Origin of the sequence: Lysobacter sp. CA199 (assembly GCF_052078715.1) — a bacterium.
GTDB lineage: Bacteria > Pseudomonadota > Gammaproteobacteria > Xanthomonadales > Xanthomonadaceae > Lysobacter.
Genome location: NZ_JBQJIL010000016.1, coordinates 122,678 through 143,153 on the forward strand (window position 1 = coordinate 122,678; position 20,476 = coordinate 143,153).

Genomic DNA, 20,476 nt, shown 5'->3' on the forward strand with positions numbered 1-20,476 from the left:
GCCCGCGCCGGACGCGTTGTTACTTCCACCGCACGATCCGCCGCGGCCGCAACGGCCATCGCACCGCGGTTCGGGCGCGAATCCGTCGCGGCGACCGGGCCGCCCCACCACCGGCGTCATCCATCGCTCAGGCGATGGTCCCGTTTCTCCAAACCGCTCAGGAAAGGAGCTCCGCATGTGCACCAATTTCCTGTTGTCCGTTCCGACCGTTCCCGCCGGCGCCGCGCCGGCGACCCAGTACATCTCCGCGCGCTGCATGGAACTGACCGGGGCGATGGAAACCCGCATGTACCTGGTCCCCGCGCAACAGAAGTTTCCGCTGGTCCCCAGCAAGTCCACGCCGTGGACCGGCACCTACGGCTTCATAGCCCTGGCCGACTCGCAGGCGATGCCCGAGTTTCCCTGCTTCGTCGACGGCATCAACAGCGCCGGCCTGTCCTGCGCTGCCTTGTGGCTGCCGGGCACCGCCTACGCCGACAGCGCGCCTGACGGCGAGACGGCGGTGGAGTTCCACGATTTCGTGGCCTGGGTGATGAGCCAGTTCGCGTCGGTCCAGACACTGTTGCCTTACTTGAAGAAACTGAGCCTGATCGGCCCCAAGCAAGGCGCCCTCACCTACTTGCCGCTGCATTTCATCGCCACCGATTCCACCGGCGCCAGCGTGGTGATCGAAATGATCGACGGCAAGATGAAGCACTACGCCAACGACGACACCCGCGACGGCGTGCTGACCAATGCGCCGACCTACGACTGGCAGCGCACCAATCTGGCCAACTACGATCATCTCAGCGTCGAAGGCGGCGGCACCTCGCGTTCGGCCGATGCCGGGCCGCCGGTGGGTTGCGGCCTGCTGGGCCTGCCCGGCGACATCATGTCGTCCTCGCGTTTCGTCAAGGCCGCGACCTTCCGCAAGGGCTTCCACGCGCTGCAAAAAGGCGGCGCGCAATGGCTACCCACGCCCAAGGGCGCCGGCGCGACCGACAGCACCCAGACCATCGTCAACGTCGCGCTGTCGATGGTGCAGATGATCCAGGCCACGCCTTACGGCACCGCGGTGATCAAGCCCGCGGCGAAGGGCGATGCGCCCAAGGTCGGCGACTGGACCATGTGGCAGGTCGCGCGCGATCACACCAACGCGGTGTATTACTTCAGCAGCGCGTTCAACGCCACCGTGCAGCAAGTCGATCTGAGTCAGCTGGATTTCGGCGGCGGCAGCGTCAAAGTCACGCAGTTGCCGTCGCAAGCGGTGCTGCCCGCGCCGGGCGCCTGGTACAACGACGCTACGAGTCAGTTCTCCAAGTAGGCCGGGCTTCGGGCGGCCGATTGGCGGACGTACGGCGAGCTGGGCGAAAGGCGTCGGGGCTGAAGCCCCTCCCACAAAAGCCGGGACTGCGGGGGCTGCCGCTTTTGTGGGAGGGGCTTCAGCCCCGACTCGTTCGGATCGCCGCAACGCCGGTTTGCAAGCCACCGCAACGGCGCTGCGACGCTAAGCCGTCTTGCGGCATCTTCAGTGACGCACACCGGCCTTCGCCGGCCGCCGCTCCGGACCGGTGCGGCGGATCGCTCACGGAGATCCTCATGCGCCACGTTCTTCGTTCACTACCGTTGCTGCTGTCGACCGCGCTGTTCTGCGGCGCGCCGCTGTCCGCTCAGGCCGCCACGGTTCCGCCGCGCGATGCGGTCGCCGAGGTCGCACAAGCGATCGAACGCCATTTCTACGATCCCAAACGCGCCGGCAAGATCGCCGCCGACCTGCGCAGCGAAGCCGGCCAAGGCCGCTACGACCGCTACACCGATCCGCGCGATCTGGCCACCGCGCTGACCTCCCGCCTGAGCCAACTCGACGGCCACCTCCGGGTCAATTGGCGGCAGCCCGAAGCCAAAGCCGCGACCGCGCCCTCCCCGGCGCTGCGCCGCGGGCCGGCGCCCGTCGCGGCCGATGAGGACGACTTCAGCCGCCGCCGCAACTACGGCCTGCGCAAGGTCGAAGTGCTGCCCGGCAACCTGGGTTACATCGATCTGCGCGAACTGCCCGACCTGCGCTTCGGCGATCCGTCCAATCCGGTGCGTCGCGCGTTGGACGCGGCCTTGCAGTTGGTATCGGCGACCGATGCGGTGATCTTCGACCTGCGCGACAACGCCGGCGGATCGCCGGCGGCGGTGGGTTATCTGATCAGCGCGTTCACGCCCAAACACGCCGATATCTACAACACCTTCCGATTCCGCGAAGGCGAGCGCATGCAGAGCGTCAGCGAAGCGCCGTTGGATTGGCATTCCGAGCCGCGCCTGCAGGTTCCCTTGTACGTGTTGACCAGTCCGCGCACCGGCTCGGCGGGCGAAGCCCTGGCCTACACCTTGCAAAGCGCGGGCCGCGCCGTGGTGATCGGAGAACACAGCGCCGGCGCGGCCAATCCGGGCGCCGAACTGCCGTTGCCGCAAGGCTTCAGCGTGTTCGTCGCCAGCGGCTCGCCGACCAATCCGATCACCCGCCGCAACTGGGAAGGCGACGGCGTGACGCCCGATGTCGCCGTGCCGCAGGCGCAGGCCCTGGCCAAGGCGCAACAACTCGCCCTGGAAAAAATCCTCGCCCGGCCGCTTGCGGGCGCCGCGCAGACCGATGCGCGCTGGACCCTGGACGCGCTGCGCGTGCAATCCGCGCCGCCGCCCGAGCTGGTCCGCGCCGACTATCTCGGCCAGTACGACCGCATGCAGATCGGCGACGACGGCGGCCGATTGTTCTTGCGCAACGGCAAGCGGCCGCCGCAGCCGCTGATCGCATTGCAGCGCGACTTGTTCTGCGTGGCCGACGATCCGAGCCTGCGTCTGCGTTTCGAACGCGACGCGACCGGCAAGGTCGCGTCGTTGGAGACCCTGCGCGCCGACGGAAGCATCAGCCGCTACCGGCGCTGAGCGCCGGCCGCTCGTGCGGATTCACATCGCCTTCGTCGACGCGTTCTTACCCATGCAGAGCGTCGCAGCCTGCCCGGCGTCCCTATCATCCCGCGCCGGGTGGGTTGTCGGCGCTCTGTCGTGCGGGCGCTCACACCAACCCCACCCCGGCCCGAACGTTCGGCGCCACGCGAGCCAATGGGTCGCAAGCACGGCCCCTCACCCCGCAAGCGGGAGAGGGGCTGTGCAGCTGCTTCCGCGAAGGCCGGACGGATAAGGGCACACGGCTGCACATACCGCTACAACTGCCGCAAGAACGCCACCAGATCCTCCTTCTCCTGCTTCTCCAGCCGCGTCTGCAGCACCACGTTGAAGAACTCGACGGTATCTTCCAAGGTCAACAAACGCCCGTCGTGCAGATACGGCGGCGAGTCCTTGATGCCGCGCAGTGGGAAGGTCTTGATCGGCCCGTCGGCGGTGGCGAAGCGGCCGTTGATCGTCTGTGGCTTGAAGAACCGCTCAACCTGCAGGTTGTGCATGCTGTTGTCGGTGTAGTACGGCGGCGAATGGCAGGCCGAGCATTGCGCCTTGCCGAAGAACAAGGCCTCGCCGCGTTTCTCCGCTTCGCCGGCATCGGGCTTGAGGCGGCCGAAGATGTCCAGTTTCGGCGCCGGCGGGAAATCCAGGATCGCCTGGAATTCGCCCATCGCATGCACCTGATGGCCGCGATCGAGGATGTTGATGCCCTTCTTGGTCGCGATCACCGGATCGCCGTCGAAATACGCCGCGCGCTGCTCGAACTCGGTGAAGTCCTCAACCGTCTTGAGCGCTCGCTGCGAACCGAACAGGCGCTGGATGTTCACCCCGCGCAAAGTCGGCGTATCGATGCGATGACGGAACGGCTGCGGCCGGATGTCGCCGACCAAATGCGTGGCCGCCACCGTATGCCCGTTGCTGTGGCAATCCAGACAGGCCACGCCGCGGCTGGGCAAGGCCGAACGCCGGTCCTCGGTCTGGTTGAACTGCTGCTGCGCGAACGGCGTCACCAGCAGTCTCAGCCCTTCGAGTTGCTTCGGATTGAGCACCCCGTTGAACAACTCGTAGTAGTTGTTGATGGTGACCAACTGTTTCTTCGACACATCGCCCAGGTCCGGGCGTGTGGTCAGGTAGATCGGCGCCGGAAAGTCCGGCAGGAAATGATCGGGCAGATCGAAGTCCAGATCGAACCGGGTCAGATCGCGCTGCTCGGCGCGCTTGACCGCGTCGATGTGGAACTTCGGAAACAGCATGCCGCCTTCGGGATGATTGGGATGCGGCAACGGCAGGAAACCGGCCGGGAACAGGCCGCGTTCGCGGATCTGCTCCGGCGTCAGCCCGCCCAGGTCCTCCCAACTGGTTCCTGCGGGCAGGCGCACGCGCACCCCGCCCTGCACCGGCTTGCCTCCGGACATGTTGACCCCGCGCGCGGGTTGGTTGCCCAGGTCGTAACGCTGCTCCAGCAGACCGCGCTGGCGTTGTTCTATCGCTGGTTTTTCGCGCTCCATGCGCGCCTTGATCGCGGCGAAGGTTTCCTTGATGACTACCGGTGCGTAGCTGGTCGGCGGATCGGCGGCCATGGCGATGCCGCCTACCCCGAGCGCGCCCAGGAGCGACCACCACAGCGGCTTGAACCGCAATGACTTGCTGAGCCTCATGCTGCTTCTCCCTTCAGGTGGAGACACTGCGAAGCCGCCGCGGCCGCGGCGGCCTTATGAGGCTAGAGGCGAAAAAATCTGCGCGAAAATCGTTTGATCCGATGGCTTCGATAGCCCGCGGCTATACGCGCGAGGATGGAGTTAAGCGCGGTGTCGGCGGTCATCTCCGCAACGCGACGGCGATCATGGAAACAAAGACCGCTCGCGCCGATGCCGCCGCGCCGGCGCAAGATGGGAATTCAGCGCCACGATTCCGTGCGCATGCGGCACCGCCGCACGACACGCGCGTTTACGGACGCGCGACACGCTCGCGGCGGTACGGCCGCGCGGGTTTGCGCAAACGCCGCGCTCAGGCGACCTGTTCCCAGCGGTAATACTTGCGATCGGCCAGTTCGAGCAGTTCGCGATCTTCCGAAGTGTCGCCGTAGGCGTGCACCTGGTCGTATCCACTCAGATCGATGCGCTCGCGCACCCGTCTCGCCTTCTCCGCGCCGCAGCAATCGGCGCCGAGGTAGCGGCCGGTCAGTACGCCCTCTCGCACTTCCAGGTGCGAGCAGATGTATTCCAGGCCTTGCGACCGGCACCACTGCGACACGAACAATTCCAGATTGGCGGTGACCACCACCACCCGGTCGCCGCGTTGCCGATGCCAGGCGATGCGCTGCATCGCCTGCGGGCGCAGTTGCCGCGCGACCACTTCGTGCAGATGTCGCGCGGCCGCTTCACGCACTTCTTCTTCGCCGCGACCGCGGTAACCGAAGGCGACGATGCGCCGGCGCACCGCGCCGCCGGACACCCAGCCGAGCTTGTAGCCGATCACCTGCGGGGCCAGCAGCAACTGGCCCAGCCACAGACGCCGCCGGCCGACGCTGGCGCGGACGAAGCCGGGAAAGGTTTCGCGGTCGGTGATGGTTCCGTCGAAATCGAATAACGCCAAATCCATGCGCTGCGGCCCGGGTACGAACGGGCGATGGCGCCCGCGCGGAGTCTAGCCCGAAGCCGCGCGCGCGAGTCAGTCGGGCCAGACCTCGCGCGCGGCGGCGAAACCGCCGCCGAGTTCGGCGATCGAACGGATCCGGCTACGCGAGATCAAAATGCAGCCGCAAGCGCAGAAGTCGCCGTGGCGCGCGACCGCGCGGCCCTCGATCGGATTTTCGCTGTCGCCGGTCACGATGGTGGTCTGCCCGTGCACGCCGCACCGCACCGCATCGCCGATGCGCGCCCAGGCCAGGCAACTCGTCGGGTCCGAGCCGGCGCCGCCCAGCACGCTGCCGCCTCCGCTGGTCGTATCGCCGACCACGATCCAGTACCCGGTCATCGCCCACCTCCCTCGCCCAATGCTTCGTTCCGTGCCGATCCTTGCGCTGTCTTGAAACGCCATCTTCGATCCTTGTATGGCCTGGAACGCCCCCGTGCCACCGTGCGTGACCGGGCCCCGCCGGTTCTTCGACTCAGGGCCGCATGGCGCGTTATTTTCGATTGTCATTCGATGCAATTATCGGTTGCCAATCACGTTTCCGACGATCCCGGCGCTCAATCGCCCAACGCGATCGCCGATCCGGTAAACGGCAATACGAGTTCGTACCTGGGCGGATGCGTTCCATGTGCCGGAAATGCGACCGGCAGCGCAGCCGAGGTGCCGAACTGGGTCACGCCGCGGCCGAGGATCGCGGCCAGGTCGTAGTGCGCACCGGCGAATTCGAAGCGCCGGCTGTCGATCAGGCGAGTGCTGAACACGTTATCGCCGAGCACCGGCACTGGCGCGGCGCCGACCTGCGCGCTGACCGTGGTGCCAACCACCAGCCCGGTACGGCGGAAGGTCGCGATGCGCCCTGGGCGAAGGTCTCGGGCCGGTCGAAATCGCCGGCCGGTATCGGCTGCAGATACACCGAAAATTCGCCGGCCGGGTCCAGGCCAAGATCCAGCGCGCCGTTGCGCGCCGAGCGCGCCTTGAACGGTTGCGCGGCGAAAGTGAAATGCGCGCTGCCTTCGCCGCGATGGCCGAGGAACAATTCGCCGGCGATGCCCGACAGATGCAGGAGAGCCGTAATCGGCCAACCAACCGCCGGCGCGGCGATAGAAACGCCCGGTGACGTACCAGGCCAGTTCGGCGGGCGACAACAGCGAAGGCATCGCGGACTCCTGCGGGGATGGTTCGGGCGGCCGCGCCGACGCGCGGTGCAGGCGCCGGTTCGCGAACCGATCGCGTAAACGAAGAAAGGATGTCGCCGAAGCGACATCCGTGTTCGTCAGTTAACGCAGGCAAGCCGCCGGACGAGGACAGCGCCCGGCCGTGGATGTCGCGAAGCGTGCGGCCGCGCCACATTCGCGCCCGACCGCTCCCGCAGTTCGCGCCGGACGGCCGGGCGCCGACGCGGCCCGCGGCGCGCCTTGTCGGCGGCGCGAACGCGGTGGCAGGATGCGCGGGCTCTTACGCCTACTCAGGACGATTCAAGCTCATGCGGGTATTCCTCGACGACGAACGCCAGACGCCCGCGGGCTGGCGGCGCGTGCACTGGCCGGACCAGGCGATCGCGCTGCTGGAAACCGGCGAAGTCGCCGAACTGAGCCTGGATCACGATCTCGGCGACGACGCGCGCGGCACCGGTTACGACGTGATCGTGTGGATCGAACGGGCGGTGATCGAGCGGGGCTTCCATCCGCCGGCGATCCGGGTCCACTCAGCCAACCCGGCGGCGCGGCTGCGGATGCAGGCGGGAATCGAAGCGGTGTCGCGGGCCTGGGTGGTCGTCCAGGCCGCGGACTCGCGCAGCGACGGCTGAGAGCGAACACGACGCTGCCTCCATGCTCTTGTAGGAGGGGCTTGCTCCCCGACGCTTTCCGATCAGGCCGCTATGCAAGTTGGAAGCCGTCGGGACGCAAGCCCCTCCCACAAAAACCCGTGTGATTACTCGGTGTCTTCCGCTGCCCCTTCGTCGAATCGCCGCGGCCAAAGTCTGTCGGCGATCGCAAGCCAGGACTTTTGGCCGACGCCGGCCACGGCCGCGCCTGTCACAGTCGGCCCTCGATCCGATCCCCCGCCCGGAGATTTACCCATGCGATCGCTATTGTTATCCGCCCTGCTGCTCGGCCTGACCTGCACCGCGGCGCAAGCCGATCCACGACAGGACTGGGACGGCTTCCGCGCCGCGATGACCCAGCAGGCCAGCGGCCCGACCGGCATGTACGCGATCCAGGACGCGACCGTGATCGCCGCCAACGGCGCCGCCCACCTGCCGGCCGCGCAGAAGCCGGCCGACGCGCGCTGGGCCAAGGACGCCGGCGACCAGGGCGACGTGCGGGTGAGCTACCGCAACGGCCAGGCCTTGATCGAAGGCCCCGGCATCGCCGCGGTCGACCTGCTCAAGGCCAAGGAACAGCAACACACGCTGCCCAACGGCCTGATCGTGCGCGCCACGATCTACGAGAACTCGATCAAGACCTGGCTGTACAACCCGGCACGGGTCGCCCAGCACTACAAGGGCCTGTCGTTCTTTCCTTACGACCCCAAGGGCGTGGTCAAGGCGACCTTCACCCGCAAAGACAAGCCGGTGGGCCTGAGCCATCTGGACTCGCGCAACCACACCGGACTGATGTACTGGATCGGCGACGTGGAACTGCCGCTGCAGGGCAAGACCTACACCCTGCGCGCGTTCAACAAGGGCCAGGACTGGAACAAGCTCAACCACTTGCTGATGTTCGTGACCGACAAGACCTCGAAGAAAACCACTTACGGCGGCGGCCGCTCGCTGGAAGTGCATTTTCCGCCGGGCCAGCCGCCCAAGACCCTCGAAGTCAACTTGAACACGATGTATAGCTTCCTGTGCGCGCATTCGGACTACTACAACTGCCCGATCAACCTCACCACCTTCGTGCCGGTGGAGTTGAGGTATGGGGAGAAGTATCCGCCCACCGGTCAGTGAGGCGAAGCCGGCGCGTCATCGCGCCGGCCCGGCCCGGGCTCATCGATCCGCCGGCGGCTGCGGCGCCTTGTCCAGCGCGGCTTGCCACTGCTTGACTTCGTCCCTGAGTCCCTCCCATTCCGTGGCGGAGACCAGATAGGACAGCTGCGCGAATCGCTCGACCGCCGCGCGTGCGCCCGGGTCCTTGGCCAGATACAGCGCTTTCGCGCGCAGGCCGAGGGCGGGACCGAACTCGGGAAATTCGGCGACGTATTGCTCGGTACACGTCAGCGCCTGCGGGTCGAGCGTCTGCGACAGCATGAAGCTGTCGCAATACGACGCCATCACGAACTGGCGAAACTCGGGGAATTTCGTCAGCCGCAGATGATACGGACGCGCGGCGACCGCGCCCTTGGAACGCATCTGAGCGTTGGCCATCGCCGACAGGTAGAGGAAGTTGTTCGGCGATTCCCGCAGCGCTTCGTCGAAATCGCGGGTCGCCCATTCGTACTGCCCCAGATTCAACAGCGCCCAACCGCGTTCGTAGCGGAACTGTCCGTTATGCGGCCAGAATCGCGTGGCTTGCGAAAGATAGACGAACGACTGCCAGTGATCGCCGCCTTCGGCAAATGCGCCGCCCGCGTAGTTCATCAAGGTGCCGCTGGGAGCCATGCGCACGACCTTGACAAGTTCTTCGGCCACCAGCGGATCGGCTCCGGCCTGTGGAGACAGGGGAAAACCGGCGGCTTCGCCCAGGACCGCGCCCAGGATCGGATTGCGTTCGGTGCGCGCGGCCGCATAAGCGACGGTCTCGCGCATCTGCTCCATCGAGCCGCCCCAGTTGGGCTGCGCGGCCATGATGCGGCCGTAGACGATGTAGTACGAGTCCGGATCGACCTGCAGGCATTGTGCGGTCGCATGCTGTTGCAACTCTTCCGATACATGGCGACCGATCACCGCCAATTGGTTGCAAGCCACGCTCAGCTTCGGATCCAGTTCAAGCGCCTTTTCGTACATGGGAACGGCCTTGAGGAACATCGTACGCATCGTCTCGATCCGCTCCGCCCCGGTCCGGTTGACGGATCCCGAACCGCGCGCATCCAATCCGACCTGCAGATAGTGACCGGCCGCAGCGGCATGCGCGTACGCGCTGTCGGGCGCCAATTCCAGCCAGCGTTCGGCGACCTTTCCGGCGCGCTCGCTGCCATCGAACACCGTGAACGTGCGGAAGATCTGCTCGCGCTGCGATTGATCTTCGAAATGCGCCTTGTGCAAGGCGGCGAAGCGCTTTTCGAGTTCGGCGGCGCCGTCTTTGCGTGATAAAAGGGCGTCGATCTGATCCAGCGACCACGCCGGCTTGCGCAACAGACTGCAACGCCCCTGGGCCGCGCCAGGGCGCCACTGATTTCCGGGCAGATCCGGATAAGCCTTGCAACGCGCCTCGTCGTCGGCGACGCCATCGGCTTGTCGCACCTGCTTGAAATAGCCCTGCAGTTCCTTCGGCGCGGGCAACGGCGCGTCGGGTAACGACAACTGCGCGCCGACCGGCGAGGAGGCCAACAGACCCACAACGCACAGGCTTACGGCAGCGGCAATACGATCGACTTTCACAAATGCTCTCCTTGAGCAGGAACTGGAACCTCCGCCGGTCGCGCGACTGCGAACACGGCGATGCGGGCGCGCCATCCACGATGCCGTCGACGAATCGACACGATTCGCGCGGCGATCGAGGATATGGAATGAACTGGGGGTTGATCAGCGGCGGTTCCGGGCGAGTGTTCGCGCCGGGCACGTCCATGTAGCCATCGTCCTCATCCATGATCGGCCATCGGTCGGCGAACGCTGCGGTGTGTCCTGACTTGCGTCAACCGCAAACCGTCGCGTCGTATCTTCGCGACCGATTATTACCGCCCCGCGCGCCGGCCACCAGCGGTCCCTGACCGATTCCCGAGTAAGACGGCACCTGGAACTGGCCCCCTATAAGTCACCACAACTGGACCGTTTAAGGATCCACGAACGACCTAAGCTGATCTCAACCGATCAGCCCAGGAGTCGTCATGAGCAGTCTCGTCACCCCGGCCGGCCGGCCCCACTCCCCCGCGTGCCTGCGCGACTGGCTTAACCCGCTGGAGCTTTGCGCCCTGGCCGCGATCTGGGGCGTGTCGTTCTTGTTCATGCGCGTCGCCGCGCCGGTGTTCGGGCCTTTCGCCCTGGTGGAAATACGGCTGGCGCTCGGCGCGCTGGTGCTGGCGCCGTTTCTATATCAAGCGCGCGGCCGGTTCCCGCTGCGCCTGTGGCCCAGGCTGGCGCTGATCGGCGCGATCAATTCCGCCGTGCCCTTCACCCTGTTCGCCTGGGCCGCCGAACGCGCGCCGGCCGGCATCGGCGCGATCACCAGCGCGATGACCGTGCTGTTCACCGCGCTGGTCGGGTTCGTGTTCTTCGGCGAAAAGATCGGCGGCCGCCGCGCGATCGCGCTGCTCAGCGGTTTCGCCGGGGTCGCGGTGCTGGCCGCGGGCAAGACCGCCGGCGCCAGCATCGGTTGGGCGGTCGCGGCCGGTTGCGCGGCGGCGTTCTTGTACGGCGTCGGCCTGAATCTGGTGCGTCGCCACCTGGCGGGACTGCCGCCGGCGGCGATCGCCGCGGCCACGCTGGCCAGCGCGGCGCTGCTGATGCTGCCGCTGGCGTGGGCGCACTGGCCGACGCAGGCGGTCGGCGCACATGCCTGGGGCGCGGCGCTGATGCTGGGCGTGCTGTGCACCGGCTTGGCCTACGTCTTGTTCTACCGATTGGTCGCGCGCCTCGGGGCCGCACGAACCTCCATGGTGACCTATCTGATTCCGTTGTTCGGCGTGGCCTGGGCCTGGCTGCTGCTGGACGAACCGGTGACCGCGACGATGGCCGTCGCCGGCGCCTTGATCTTGGGCAGTGTCGCGCTCAATCAACGCGCCGCCCAATGAACCTGCGAGGAGCACGCGTCATGCAATGGATCGAACACATCGAGAACGTCGACTGGAACCAGATGTCGGCGCTGTACCGCATCGCCCCGCTCGGCGAGAAATCGCCCGAGGATTTGCGCACCAGTTTCGGCAACAGCCGTTACGTAAGTCTGGTCTACCAGGATGGCCGTCTGATCGGCGCCGGCCGTGCACTGGCCGACGGAGTGGATTGCGCGTATCTGAGCGATATCGCCGTGCATCCGGACCATCAGGGCACCGGCCTGGGCAAAGCGATCGTCGAACATCTGCGCCGCCGCGCCGCCGGGCATCGCAAGATCATCCTGTACGCCAACCCGGGCAAGGAAAACTTCTATCTCAAGCTCGGCTTCAAGCGCATGAACACCGCGATGGCGATCTTCGCCGACGAGGCCGGCGCATTGGCGAACGGCGTGGTCAGCGCGCATTGAACATGCATTGAGCATGCATTGAAACTGGGCGCCGCGTGAGCGAGCATGCGCCGACCGAACCGCCATCGACGCAGCGCCGCCCTGCCATGCCGCAACCGGACACGCTCCATCGCCGTACCGCCGCAATGTGGATCGGCGCGATACTGCTGATCGTCGGCGCATTGCTGTTGGCCGTGGAGTGCTATCTGCTCCATACCGGCGGCGTGATCGATCTGCCGCCGGATGCGCTCGGGAACCGCCGGTATCTGCGCGTGAGCCGCGCCGCGCCGGCGCTGATGTTGGCGATCGCGGTGGCACCCACCGTGCTGGGCGCCGCGCTGCTGATCTGGGCGCGGCGCCGCCGCAGCGGCTGAGTCGCCGCGCGATCAGGCCGGCAACGCGCTGGCGTCGTACTGTTGGACGAACTCGCCGGTCGGCGGAATCGGCTTGATGATGTCGATCAGCACGCCGTTGGGATCGGCGGTGATGAAGTGGCGCTGGCCGAAGGCTTCATCGCGCAAGCTCCGCAGCACCGGCAAGCCGGCCGCCTGCAGCCGGTCGTGGACCGCATCGACGTCTTCGACCTCGAAGTTCAACAGCAAGCCGCCGACCCGGCCGCGGCCCGATTCGGGAATGGTCTCGTGGCGGCCATCGAGCACGGCGAGGTTGATCGACGGGTCGTCGGCCCGTTGCAGGTGCACGTACCAGTCCGCACTGAACAAGGCCACGAACCCGAAGTGGGCCGCATAGAAAGCAGCGGTACCGGCGACGTCGTGGGTCATGATCACGGGGTAGTAGCTGGTGACTTTCATGGTTGTAAGCCTCGCGGGGGTGACATACAGTCTGTATGTAAGTTGAAATTAACATACAGGCTGTATGTATGCAAGAACCTAAAAATGATCCTCCGTCGGCCCGTACCCGCACCCCGCGCAGCAATCGCGAGCGCACCGAAGCCACCCGCCACGCCCTGCTCGAAGCGGCGCGGGCCTTGTTCGTCAGCAAGGGCTATGGCGATACGTCAACACCCGAGGTATCCGTCGCCGCCGGCATCACCCGCGGCGCGCTCTACCACCACTTCGTCGGCAAGCGCGATCTGTTCCGGCAGGTGCTGCAGCGCGAATCGCAATCGGTGCGCGAAGACATCGTCGCCGCCACCCCGCCCGATCTGAGCCCGCAAGCGGCACTGACCGTCGGCGCGCAGGCCTACTTGCGCGCCATGACCGTGCCCGGCCGCACCCGCCTGTTGCTGATCGACGGCCCGGCGGTGCTGGGACTGAGCGATGCCTTGGCCATCGACGAGGCCCATGCTGGCGACACCTTGTACGAAGGCCTCACCGCCGCGCTGGGCGACGCCCCGGACGTGGACATCGCGGCGCTAGCCAAACTGCTCTCGGCCGCGTTCGACCGCGCGGCGCTGGAGATCGACGCGGGCGCCGATGCGCAGCGCGTGCGCGAGGCGATGGGTTGGTTGATTGAGCGGGTGCTGGTGGCGAGTGGTGGTTGATTCGCAGGAAAGTAACGACGCAGTCGCGGATTCGCGGTCGCGGCTTGCGCCGCTCCTACAGGGGGCGGTCCGGTTACGTTGCCATTTGTAGGAGCGGCGCAAGCCGCGACTGCGCTGTGACCGATCGCATCGTGACCGCGAACGGCCCGCGCACAACGCCGCAACGAGCCACTCGCCTTTACGTCGCCGCATCAGAACAAATGACGACGTAGCTGCGGATTCGCGGTCGCGGCTTGCGCCGCTCCTACAGGGGCGATCCGGCCACGTTGCCATTTGTAGGAGCGGCGCGAGCCGCGACCGCGCTGTGACCGGTCGCGTCGTAACCGCGGGCGGCCTGCGCACAACGCCGCAACGAGCCACTCGCCTTTACGTCGCCGCATCAGAACAAATGACGACGTAGCTGCGGATTCGCGGTCGCGGCTTGCGCCGCTCCTACAGGGGCGCTCGAGCCGTGTCGCGATCTGCTAACCCGCCGCTGTCTCCAACCAAGCCGCAAACGCCGCGGCGCCCTCGCCCGCCGGCTTCAACGCCAGCCGGGTCAGCCAATAGCCGCCCGCGTCCAATGCGGTGGCGAACGGCTGAACCAATCGCCCTTCGGCCAGTTCGCGTTCGAACATCGACGGCGGCGCGAGCGCGATGCCCAGGCCTTGCAGGGCGCATTGGACCATGGTCAGCGAGGAATCGAAGATCGGTCCGTTGATCGGGCCGCGCGGCACGACCTGCGCGGCTTCGAACCAGAGCCGCCAATCGTCGACGAAGTACGAACGCAGCAAGGGCAAGCGCGCCAGATCGGCGGCGTCGCGCAATTGCGCGGCGAGCGCCGGGGTGCACAGCGGCGCCAGCGGCGCGTGCATCAGGAAGCGGCTTTCCATGCCCGGCCACGCGCCGCGTCCGTAACGGATCGCGTAGTCCAGGCCTTCGGCGGCCGGATCGACGCGGTTGTTGTGCGTGCTCACCCGCACGTCCACCGCCGGGTGCGTACGCGCGAACTCGGCCAGGCGCGGCAACAGCCAACCGCTGGCGAAGGTGCCCACGGCGCCGACATGCACCACATCGCGCGCCAGTCCGTCGCCGACCCGGTCCAGCGCGTTGTCGATGCGGTCGAACGCTTCCTGGATCGCCGGCAACAGGCTCAGGCCTTCGTCGGTCAGCGCCAGCCCGCGCGGTAGGCGGCGGAACAACTCGACGCCGAGTTGGTTCTCGAGCAGGCGCACCTGATGGCTGACCGCCGCCTGGGTCACGTTGAGCTCATCGGCCGCGCGCGTAAGGCTCAGCGCGCGCGCCGCCGCTTCGAAGGCCTTCAACGCGCCCAGGTTGATCCGTGCATGCGCCATCTGCGTTTCCAAACTGAGTGAGGCCATCGCGCGTCGTCGCATCGCGCGCGGCGGCCAGGTGCGGGAATTCAATGCGTCCGCGGCGCTGCTGTCAACGCGCGGCGGCGCGATCAGCGTTGCACCGGCACATGTTGCACCGGTGCATGTTGCACCGGTTCGGCGGCCAGGGCTTGCTCGGCCTGCTTCTCCAGCAGGTAGTCGTACCACTCCTGCTGGATCCGCGCGATCGGGCCGATCGTCGCCTCGAATTCCTCGACGGTGCCGCGTCCACGCATCAGCTTGCGATAAGCGCCGGCGTATTTGCCGTCCTGGCCGTGGAACAGAAAGTGGGTCAGGCTCCAGAACTGCAGGTAGTACACGTTCAGATAACCGCCGCCGATGGCCGGTCCGCTGCCGTCGATCACTTTGCGCAGCTCGATCAAGCGTTTGCTCTGAAGGTCGTTTTGCAAAGACCCGCTCAGCGCCAGATCGTCCAGCCACCAGATCGGATAGGTCTGCGGGTCGATCCGGCCCGGATGCAGCACGCCGTTTTCGAGCACGCTGGTGCCGAAATAGGTCGCCAGACCTTCGTTGATCCATCGCGGCGCGGCCATGCCGGCGCGTTCGGCGTTCAGCTGATGGGTCGCCTCGTGCAGCATCCAGTGATACGGATTCTCACCGCGATCGGCGTAGTAGGCATGGCAGTACGGCTTGCGGTAGTAGGCCTCGGCCCACGGCATGCTGGTGTTGTATTGGGAGAACTGCGCGCGGTCGCGATACAGGATCAGCTTCAACCGATCCTGCGGTGGCGCGCCGTCGGTCCATCGGAAGAAGCCGGCATAGGCGCGATACAGGCTTTCCACCGCCGCGGCGACCTGGGCGGTGCGTTCGGGCGTGGCGGTGCTGAAGATCGCGTAGTGCTCGCTGCGATGCTCCTGCGCCCCGGTGGGCAACCGGACCGGCGCCGCTGGCGCACGGACCGGCGCGCGCACCGAGGCCTTGGGCGGCGCGGCCTGGCGTTCGCCGCAGGCCGCGCAGGCGGCCAGGGTCAGGCCGAGGATCGACGCGAGCTTGAGCGTTCCCTGCATGACTAGCGCATCCTGCATTGGCGGCCGACAGCGCGCGATTGCGCTCGGCTCACGCGCATTCTTCGACGGATGCGGGTGGCCGCGCAATCGATTCGGGCGCGGCCACGGGCAAGTGGCCTGCCCCGCTTCGCCTAACTGGCCCTGGAGCCTGCGCCCTCGTCGCCGCACATTGCGCGGGCGTGCGGCGAAGACCGGACGACAGGAATCGCCCGCATGTGCACTCGCAACAGCATGAGCTTCGCCCTCGTCGCCGGCGCCCTGGCGGCCTTGCTGGCGATCGCGCCCACCGCCGCGCAGCGCAAGCGCGCGCAGGCGCAAGCACCGTCCGCGCTCCAGGACGGCCAACACGGCTTCGACTTCGAGTTCGGCCGTTGGAACAGTCACGTCAAACGCCTGCAGCGGCCGTTGAGCGGCGCCGGGGATTGGGTCGAGTATCGCGGCACCACCACCGTGAGCCGGCTGCACGAGGGTCGCGCCAACGCCGCCGAACTCGCGGTGGCCGGGCCGGCCGGGCGCATCGATGGCGTGGCCTTGCGCCTGTACGACCCGCAATCCGACCGATGGAGCATCCACTACGCCAATCTGCGCAATGGCGCGCTGACCGCGCCGATGGTCGGCGGCTTCAAGCGCGGGCGCGGCGAGTTCTACGGCGACGACATGCTCGACGGGCGGCCGATCCGGGTGCGCTTCGTGATCCATTGCCCCAGCCGCGACCGTTGCCTGTTCGAGCAGGCCTATTCGGCCGACGCGGGCAAGACCTGGGAGATGAACTGGATCGGTACCGATACGCGTTTGCCCGACGCGGCGGGATAGCGCGACGCCGCAGATTTCCGCTTGCCAACCGTTGTTCCGCATCGTTTCGCCATCCAACGAGGCCTGCATGACGCTCGATCCCGATCGCCGACGCATCGTGCAATTGTCGCTGCTCGCCGTCGCCGCCCACGCGGTTCCCGCCGGCCTGGCCCGCGCCGCGACCGCCGGCGCCGATACCGATGCCGATGCCGAGGACCCCGCGCGCGCCTTCGACTTCTTCGTCGGTCGCTGGCACGCGCGCTACCGGCGACTCAAGGAACGCCTGCTCGACAGCCACGACTGGGAAGAATTCGAAGGCGAGTGCCAGGTCCAGCCGCTGTTCGGCGGCCTGGCGCAAACCGACGAAAGCGACGTCGCTCGCCCGGCGCAGCCGTACCGCGGCTTCAGCCTGCGCAGCTTCGATCCGGCCAGCAAGACCTGGGCCGACTGGTGGCTGGACACCCGCAATCCGCACAAGATCGCCGCGCCCATGCTCGGCAGGTTCGACGACGGCGTGGGCACCTTCTTCGGCGACAGCACGCTGCGCGACAAGCCGGTCAAGGTACGCGGCGTGTGGTCGAAGATCACCGCGAATTCGGCGCAATGGGAACAGGCTTTTTCGCCCGATGGCGGCAAGACCTGGGAAAGCAACTGGGTGTCGAGCTATCGGCGCACGGGATGACGTGCGCGGCACCCGCGCGAAGCAAGCCCGCAGCACGGATCAGCCGGAAGATTCGTCAGCGTTCGCTTCGCAGCGAGCCGCCATCAGCCACTGCTCGATATAGCGATCGCCGAGCGGAACCAGGCGAATCACCGCGTGGCGCGCGCCGATCAGCCAGGTCGGCTTGACCACGCCAGCATCTCTCAATCGGGCCGCAATGCCGTCGGCGCATCTGTCAACGCCTGACGCGGCGGCCGCAACTGCCTACAATGCCCGGCCCTCGCAGTCCGCCGGTCCCGCTTCATGGATATTCTCGTCAACGAGTCGCTCAAAGCCTATATCGATCCGCTGACCCCGGAGGAACACGAGGCGCTGGAGCAAAGCATCCTCGCCGAAGGCTGCCGCGATGCCTTGGTGTTGTGGGGCAACGTGCTGGTCGACGGCCACAATCGCTACGGCATCTGCCGCGAGCACGGGCTGCCGTTCCAGACGGTGCAGAACACCCGGTTCCAGTCGATGGACGACGTGCATCTGTGGATGATCGACCAGCACCTGGGCCGGCGCAGCGTCTCGGATTTCCAGCGCGGCGTGCTGGCGCTGCGCAAGCGCGAAATTCTGGCCGAACGCCGCGCGCTGGTCGAGCAGGCCCGCGCCCAGGCCGAGGCCGCGCCGCCGGCCGAAGCCGCCGGGACCGGCGGCGACGGCGCGCCGCCGTGGTCGGAAGACGACGCCCACGCCGCGCCCGCGTTCGACAGCCGCGAAGCGCTGGCCAAGGCCGCGCGCCTGAGCAGCAACCAGGTCGGGCTGATCGAGAAGATCCAGAAACAGGCCACCCCCGAAGTGGTGGCCGCGGTCAAGTCCGGCACGATCTCGATCAACGCCGCCGCCGCGGTCGCCACCCTGCCCGCCGAGGAACAACGCGCCGCGGCGATGGCCGGCGGCGACGAACTCAAGCAGGCGGCCAAGCGCGCGCGCGAATCCAAGCGCAAGCCGCGCGAACCCAAGCCGGCGAAGGAACACGAAGGCGCCGATGCGGCCGATGCGACTCAAACCGGCGAGTTGCAGGCGCTGCGTCAGCGCGTAGCCGAACTCACCGCCGAGAACGACGCCTTGCGCCAGCAAATCGCCGAGCTGCAGGCCGCGTCGGCCTGACCGCGTCGCGGTTCGGACGGTTCAGCGCACTACGCGCAGCCGCGCGGCCGCAGCCGGCGGGCCGGGCGGGTCCGGCGGGCTCGCACCGTCGCCGCCGGGTGCGGACGCATCCGTCCAGCGCACGAAACGAATGATCGCCAGCGGCTCGCGCAACTCATCGGCGAGCTGCGTGAGCAGTTCGCCGACCGTGCGTTCGTTGTTTTTCAGCGAGGGCTGGCTCAGCAGATCCGCCACGTCGGTGGGCGCCATGGCGGTGATATGCAAGGCGATATCGCGCGCGAATCGCGAAAACTCGTCGGTGCGCTCGGCGAAGTCGGTCTGCAGACCGAACTCCACCAGCACGCCGATGCGGGCGCCATGTACGTAGCTGTGTATCGAATGCACGGGATAGAACATCGCGGACGATCCTGTCGACCCGCCCGGGCAAACGATCCGGCGGCGAGGCGGGTGCGGCGACCGGACCTGCGCACTATAGGCCGAACGCCGATCGCCTCGCCTTGGCAACGCCCTGGCTCACTCGGCCGGCTTCTCGCATTTGCCGTCGCGGAACAGTGCCCACTCCTCGCAGACTCGGCCGTCGGGCAGCGTGCACAGGCCGTACTGGCCGCCGTCCTTGTCGCTGCGAATCTCCAACTTACCGCCGAGCTTGTGGCAGTGCACCGAAGCCGGATTGGCCATGCCGACCGAGCGCGCAGCGGGCTCGGCGCCGGCCGCGGCGGTTTCGCCGGCCGGGGTGGACGGCGTGGAGCAGGCGCTCAGGGCCAGCAGCGACAGCGAGAGAACGACATACAGGGCACGGCGGTTCATGGCGGCGGCATCGTGGGAAAACGGCCGACACTATCGACCGGGCGGGTTCACGCCGGAGTGAAGACCCGCTCGGTGGGTCCTGGGTTGCAGGATGCTGCGTGCAGGAGCTGCGCGAGCTGCGACCGTGCAATCGACCTGGACCGCGCCGTTGGCGAAGTGGCGCGGTCGCGGCTTGCGCCGCTCCTACAGTCGCTGCGTTGAGGATTCTATCTGCAGGAGCTGCGCGCGAATGCGCTTAGCCCTTCACCGCCACCGTTTCTTCGAACGCCATCTGCGCCTGCACCCGGTCGGACCAGTTCACGTCGCTGCCGGTCGGCGGATAGGTGCTGCGCATGGTCAGCGACTGATCCACGTAGTCGGTGAACGTGCCGGCCCATTGCTGCGGCGTCAACGGCAAGGCATTGCTCAATACCGTGGTCAGATTCACCAGCGAATGGCGCGAGAGCAGATGCGGAAACCATTCCTTGTCGACATAGAACGCGGTGCGAAAACCGGTGCCGACCGCGCGATAGTCGAACGAGGACGGCGGCAGCGACGGCACATAGTCCCAATAGTTGTAGACCCGCAGACTGTCGGCGGCGGCGATCTTGCTCGCGTAGGCGGTGGCCCAGTCGTCGGTGCCGACCATCGGGCTGGAGAAATTTAGGTTCAACGCGCTCTGCGGCTGGCTGATCGCCACATCCAGCGAGAACAACTGGCTCAAGGCCGCGCCCAGGCTGTGTCCGGTGACGTAAAGCTGGCTGGGCTGGTACCGGCTCAACAGCGCGAACACCTGCTGACGCATCGACTGCGCCATGCCGCCGCCGACGCCGTCGTAGATGCTGTAGAAGCCCGAGGAGACGCGCGGCGTCGGGCTGATCGTGCCCTGGGTGGGAACGAAGTCGGTGGGGATGAAATGCACGTCTTCGTAGGCATCCATATCCGAATCGGTGCCGCGGAAGGCGAAGATGAAATTGCCCGGCTCGCTGTCGGACTGGAACACCAGTCCGTACTTTTCTTCCGAGCCGGTGAACAGGATTTCGTCCCAGCCGGTCCAGGCGGCAACCTGGGTGTAGCCCGCGGGCGATGTGTAGGGCACGCCCTGGTAATAGTCGTAGGCGGCCTTGGAGGCCACCGCCAGGGCGAGAGTCAGGGTCTGATCAAGCAGCGGATTCGAAACCGGCGTCGCCTCGGACGTCGGCGTTTGCGCGGTCGCGTGGCTCGGGCTCATGAGGGCCTCATCGTTGACAATGGAATGGCGCCGCGCGCTGCTGCTCCCTGCGCCGCTGGCGCGGCGCCGGCAGATGGCG

23 protein-coding genes are annotated in these 20,476 nt (G+C 67.0%); 11 read left to right on the plus strand and 12 right to left on the minus strand.

The window, feature by feature from the left end:
- Positions 1-175 precede the first annotated feature (175 nt).
- Positions 176-1,303, plus strand: a complete 1,128-nt coding sequence (locus ACTOWJ_RS26395) for a linear amide C-N hydrolase (protein WP_441337600.1) — start codon at positions 176-178, stop codon at positions 1,301-1,303.
- Between the two features lie 275 nt (positions 1,304-1,578).
- Positions 1,579-2,910 carry a S41 family peptidase gene (locus ACTOWJ_RS26400; protein ID WP_441337601.1) on the plus strand — a complete coding sequence of 444 codons (1,332 nt, stop codon included), beginning with the start codon at positions 1,579-1,581 and terminating at the stop codon, positions 2,908-2,910.
- A gap of 278 nt (positions 2,911-3,188) precedes the next feature.
- Here the strand turns inward: ACTOWJ_RS26400 and ACTOWJ_RS26405 are convergent, their stop codons facing one another.
- From ACTOWJ_RS26405 to ACTOWJ_RS26420, 4 genes are all read right to left on the minus strand, one after another.
- The gene (locus ACTOWJ_RS26405) at positions 3,189-4,583 is read right to left on the minus strand and encodes a hypothetical protein (protein WP_441337602.1); all 1,395 of its coding nucleotides are present in this window, start codon (positions 4,581-4,583) and stop codon (positions 3,189-3,191) included.
- Between the two features lie 349 nt (positions 4,584-4,932).
- Positions 4,933-5,526 carry an HAD family hydrolase gene (locus tag ACTOWJ_RS26410; protein WP_441337603.1) on the minus strand — a complete coding sequence of 198 codons (594 nt, stop codon included), beginning with the start codon at positions 5,524-5,526 and terminating at the stop codon, positions 4,933-4,935.
- 69 nt (positions 5,527-5,595) lie between these two features.
- Entirely contained in the window at positions 5,596-5,901 is a 306-nt protein-coding gene (locus ACTOWJ_RS26415; protein ID WP_441337604.1) for a PAAR domain-containing protein, read from the minus strand.
- Between the two features lie 215 nt (positions 5,902-6,116).
- Positions 6,117-6,383: a hypothetical protein gene (locus ACTOWJ_RS26420; protein WP_441337605.1), complete on the minus strand. Its 267-nt coding sequence runs from the start codon at positions 6,381-6,383 to the stop codon at positions 6,117-6,119.
- A gap of 422 nt (positions 6,384-6,805) precedes the next feature.
- Between ACTOWJ_RS26420 and ACTOWJ_RS26425 the strand changes: the two genes are divergently transcribed.
- Together ACTOWJ_RS26425 and ACTOWJ_RS26430 are read left to right on the plus strand one after the other, a co-directional pair.
- Positions 6,806-7,366, plus strand: coding sequence for a cyclic-phosphate processing receiver domain-containing protein (locus ACTOWJ_RS26425; RefSeq protein WP_441337606.1), 561 nt, complete (start codon positions 6,806-6,808; stop codon positions 7,364-7,366).
- Between the two features lie 273 nt (positions 7,367-7,639).
- On the plus strand, positions 7,640-8,506 hold the full coding sequence (locus ACTOWJ_RS26430; RefSeq protein WP_441337607.1) for a DUF1684 domain-containing protein: 867 nt from the start codon (positions 7,640-7,642) through the stop codon (positions 8,504-8,506).
- A 39-nt stretch (positions 8,507-8,545) separates the two neighbouring features.
- Here ACTOWJ_RS26430 and ACTOWJ_RS26435 read toward each other — a convergent pair whose 3' ends face one another.
- The gene (locus ACTOWJ_RS26435; protein WP_441337608.1) at positions 8,546-10,096 is read right to left on the minus strand and encodes a tetratricopeptide repeat protein; all 1,551 of its coding nucleotides are present in this window, start codon (positions 10,094-10,096) and stop codon (positions 8,546-8,548) included.
- A 446-nt stretch (positions 10,097-10,542) separates the two neighbouring features.
- Between ACTOWJ_RS26435 and ACTOWJ_RS26440 the strand changes: the two genes are divergently transcribed.
- From ACTOWJ_RS26440 to ACTOWJ_RS26450, 3 genes are all read left to right on the plus strand, one after another.
- On the plus strand, positions 10,543-11,445 hold the full coding sequence (locus ACTOWJ_RS26440; protein WP_441337609.1) for a DMT family transporter: 903 nt from the start codon (positions 10,543-10,545) through the stop codon (positions 11,443-11,445).
- A gap of 20 nt (positions 11,446-11,465) precedes the next feature.
- Positions 11,466-11,891 carry a GNAT family N-acetyltransferase gene (locus tag ACTOWJ_RS26445; RefSeq protein ID WP_441337610.1) on the plus strand — a complete coding sequence of 142 codons (426 nt, stop codon included), beginning with the start codon at positions 11,466-11,468 and terminating at the stop codon, positions 11,889-11,891.
- An 86-nt stretch (positions 11,892-11,977) separates the two neighbouring features.
- Complete coding sequence (locus tag ACTOWJ_RS26450) at positions 11,978-12,244, plus strand: hypothetical protein (protein ID WP_441337611.1); 267 nt, start codon at positions 11,978-11,980, stop codon at positions 12,242-12,244.
- 12 nt (positions 12,245-12,256) lie between these two features.
- On the opposite strand, the gene ACTOWJ_RS26455 is transcribed toward ACTOWJ_RS26450, so the two are convergent.
- Positions 12,257-12,682, minus strand: coding sequence for a VOC family protein (locus tag ACTOWJ_RS26455; RefSeq protein ID WP_441337612.1), 426 nt, complete (start codon positions 12,680-12,682; stop codon positions 12,257-12,259).
- 68 nt (positions 12,683-12,750) lie between these two features.
- Between ACTOWJ_RS26455 and ACTOWJ_RS26460 the strand changes: the two genes are divergently transcribed.
- Positions 12,751-13,374: a TetR/AcrR family transcriptional regulator gene (locus ACTOWJ_RS26460; RefSeq protein ID WP_441337613.1), complete on the plus strand. Its 624-nt coding sequence runs from the start codon at positions 12,751-12,753 to the stop codon at positions 13,372-13,374.
- A gap of 464 nt (positions 13,375-13,838) precedes the next feature.
- Here ACTOWJ_RS26460 and ACTOWJ_RS26465 read toward each other — a convergent pair whose 3' ends face one another.
- Positions 13,839-14,708, minus strand: coding sequence for a LysR family transcriptional regulator (locus tag ACTOWJ_RS26465; RefSeq protein WP_441337665.1), 870 nt, complete (start codon positions 14,706-14,708; stop codon positions 13,839-13,841).
- Between the two features lie 110 nt (positions 14,709-14,818).
- Positions 14,819-15,775, minus strand: a complete 957-nt coding sequence (locus ACTOWJ_RS26470; RefSeq protein ID WP_441337614.1) for a DUF1570 domain-containing protein — start codon at positions 15,773-15,775, stop codon at positions 14,819-14,821.
- A gap of 213 nt (positions 15,776-15,988) precedes the next feature.
- On the opposite strand from ACTOWJ_RS26470, the gene ACTOWJ_RS26475 reads away from it, so the two are divergent.
- Together ACTOWJ_RS26475 and ACTOWJ_RS26480 are read left to right on the plus strand one after the other, a co-directional pair.
- Positions 15,989-16,588: a hypothetical protein gene (locus ACTOWJ_RS26475; protein WP_441337615.1), complete on the plus strand. Its 600-nt coding sequence runs from the start codon at positions 15,989-15,991 to the stop codon at positions 16,586-16,588.
- Between the two features lie 67 nt (positions 16,589-16,655).
- Positions 16,656-17,249: a hypothetical protein gene (locus ACTOWJ_RS26480; protein WP_441337616.1), complete on the plus strand. Its 594-nt coding sequence runs from the start codon at positions 16,656-16,658 to the stop codon at positions 17,247-17,249.
- Between the two features lie 39 nt (positions 17,250-17,288).
- On the opposite strand, the gene ACTOWJ_RS26485 is transcribed toward ACTOWJ_RS26480, so the two are convergent.
- A complete protein-coding gene (locus ACTOWJ_RS26485; protein WP_441337617.1) occupies positions 17,289-17,420 on the minus strand; it encodes a hypothetical protein in 132 nt (43 codons plus the stop codon).
- A gap of 111 nt (positions 17,421-17,531) precedes the next feature.
- Between ACTOWJ_RS26485 and ACTOWJ_RS26490 the strand changes: the two genes are divergently transcribed.
- Positions 17,532-18,380 (plus strand): plasmid replication/partition related protein, encoded by an 849-nt coding sequence (locus ACTOWJ_RS26490; protein ID WP_441337618.1) that lies wholly within the window; start codon positions 17,532-17,534, stop codon positions 18,378-18,380.
- A gap of 21 nt (positions 18,381-18,401) precedes the next feature.
- Here ACTOWJ_RS26490 and ACTOWJ_RS26495 read toward each other — a convergent pair whose 3' ends face one another.
- From ACTOWJ_RS26495 to ACTOWJ_RS26505, 3 genes are all read right to left on the minus strand, one after another.
- Entirely contained in the window at positions 18,402-18,776 is a 375-nt protein-coding gene (locus ACTOWJ_RS26495) for a hypothetical protein (RefSeq protein WP_441337619.1), read from the minus strand.
- Between the two features lie 117 nt (positions 18,777-18,893).
- The gene (locus ACTOWJ_RS26500; protein WP_441337620.1) at positions 18,894-19,187 is read right to left on the minus strand and encodes a putative hemolysin; all 294 of its coding nucleotides are present in this window, start codon (positions 19,185-19,187) and stop codon (positions 18,894-18,896) included.
- Between the two features lie 235 nt (positions 19,188-19,422).
- Entirely contained in the window at positions 19,423-20,397 is a 975-nt protein-coding gene (locus tag ACTOWJ_RS26505; RefSeq protein ID WP_441337621.1) for a lipase family protein, read from the minus strand.
- Positions 20,398-20,476: the final 79 nt, after the last annotated feature.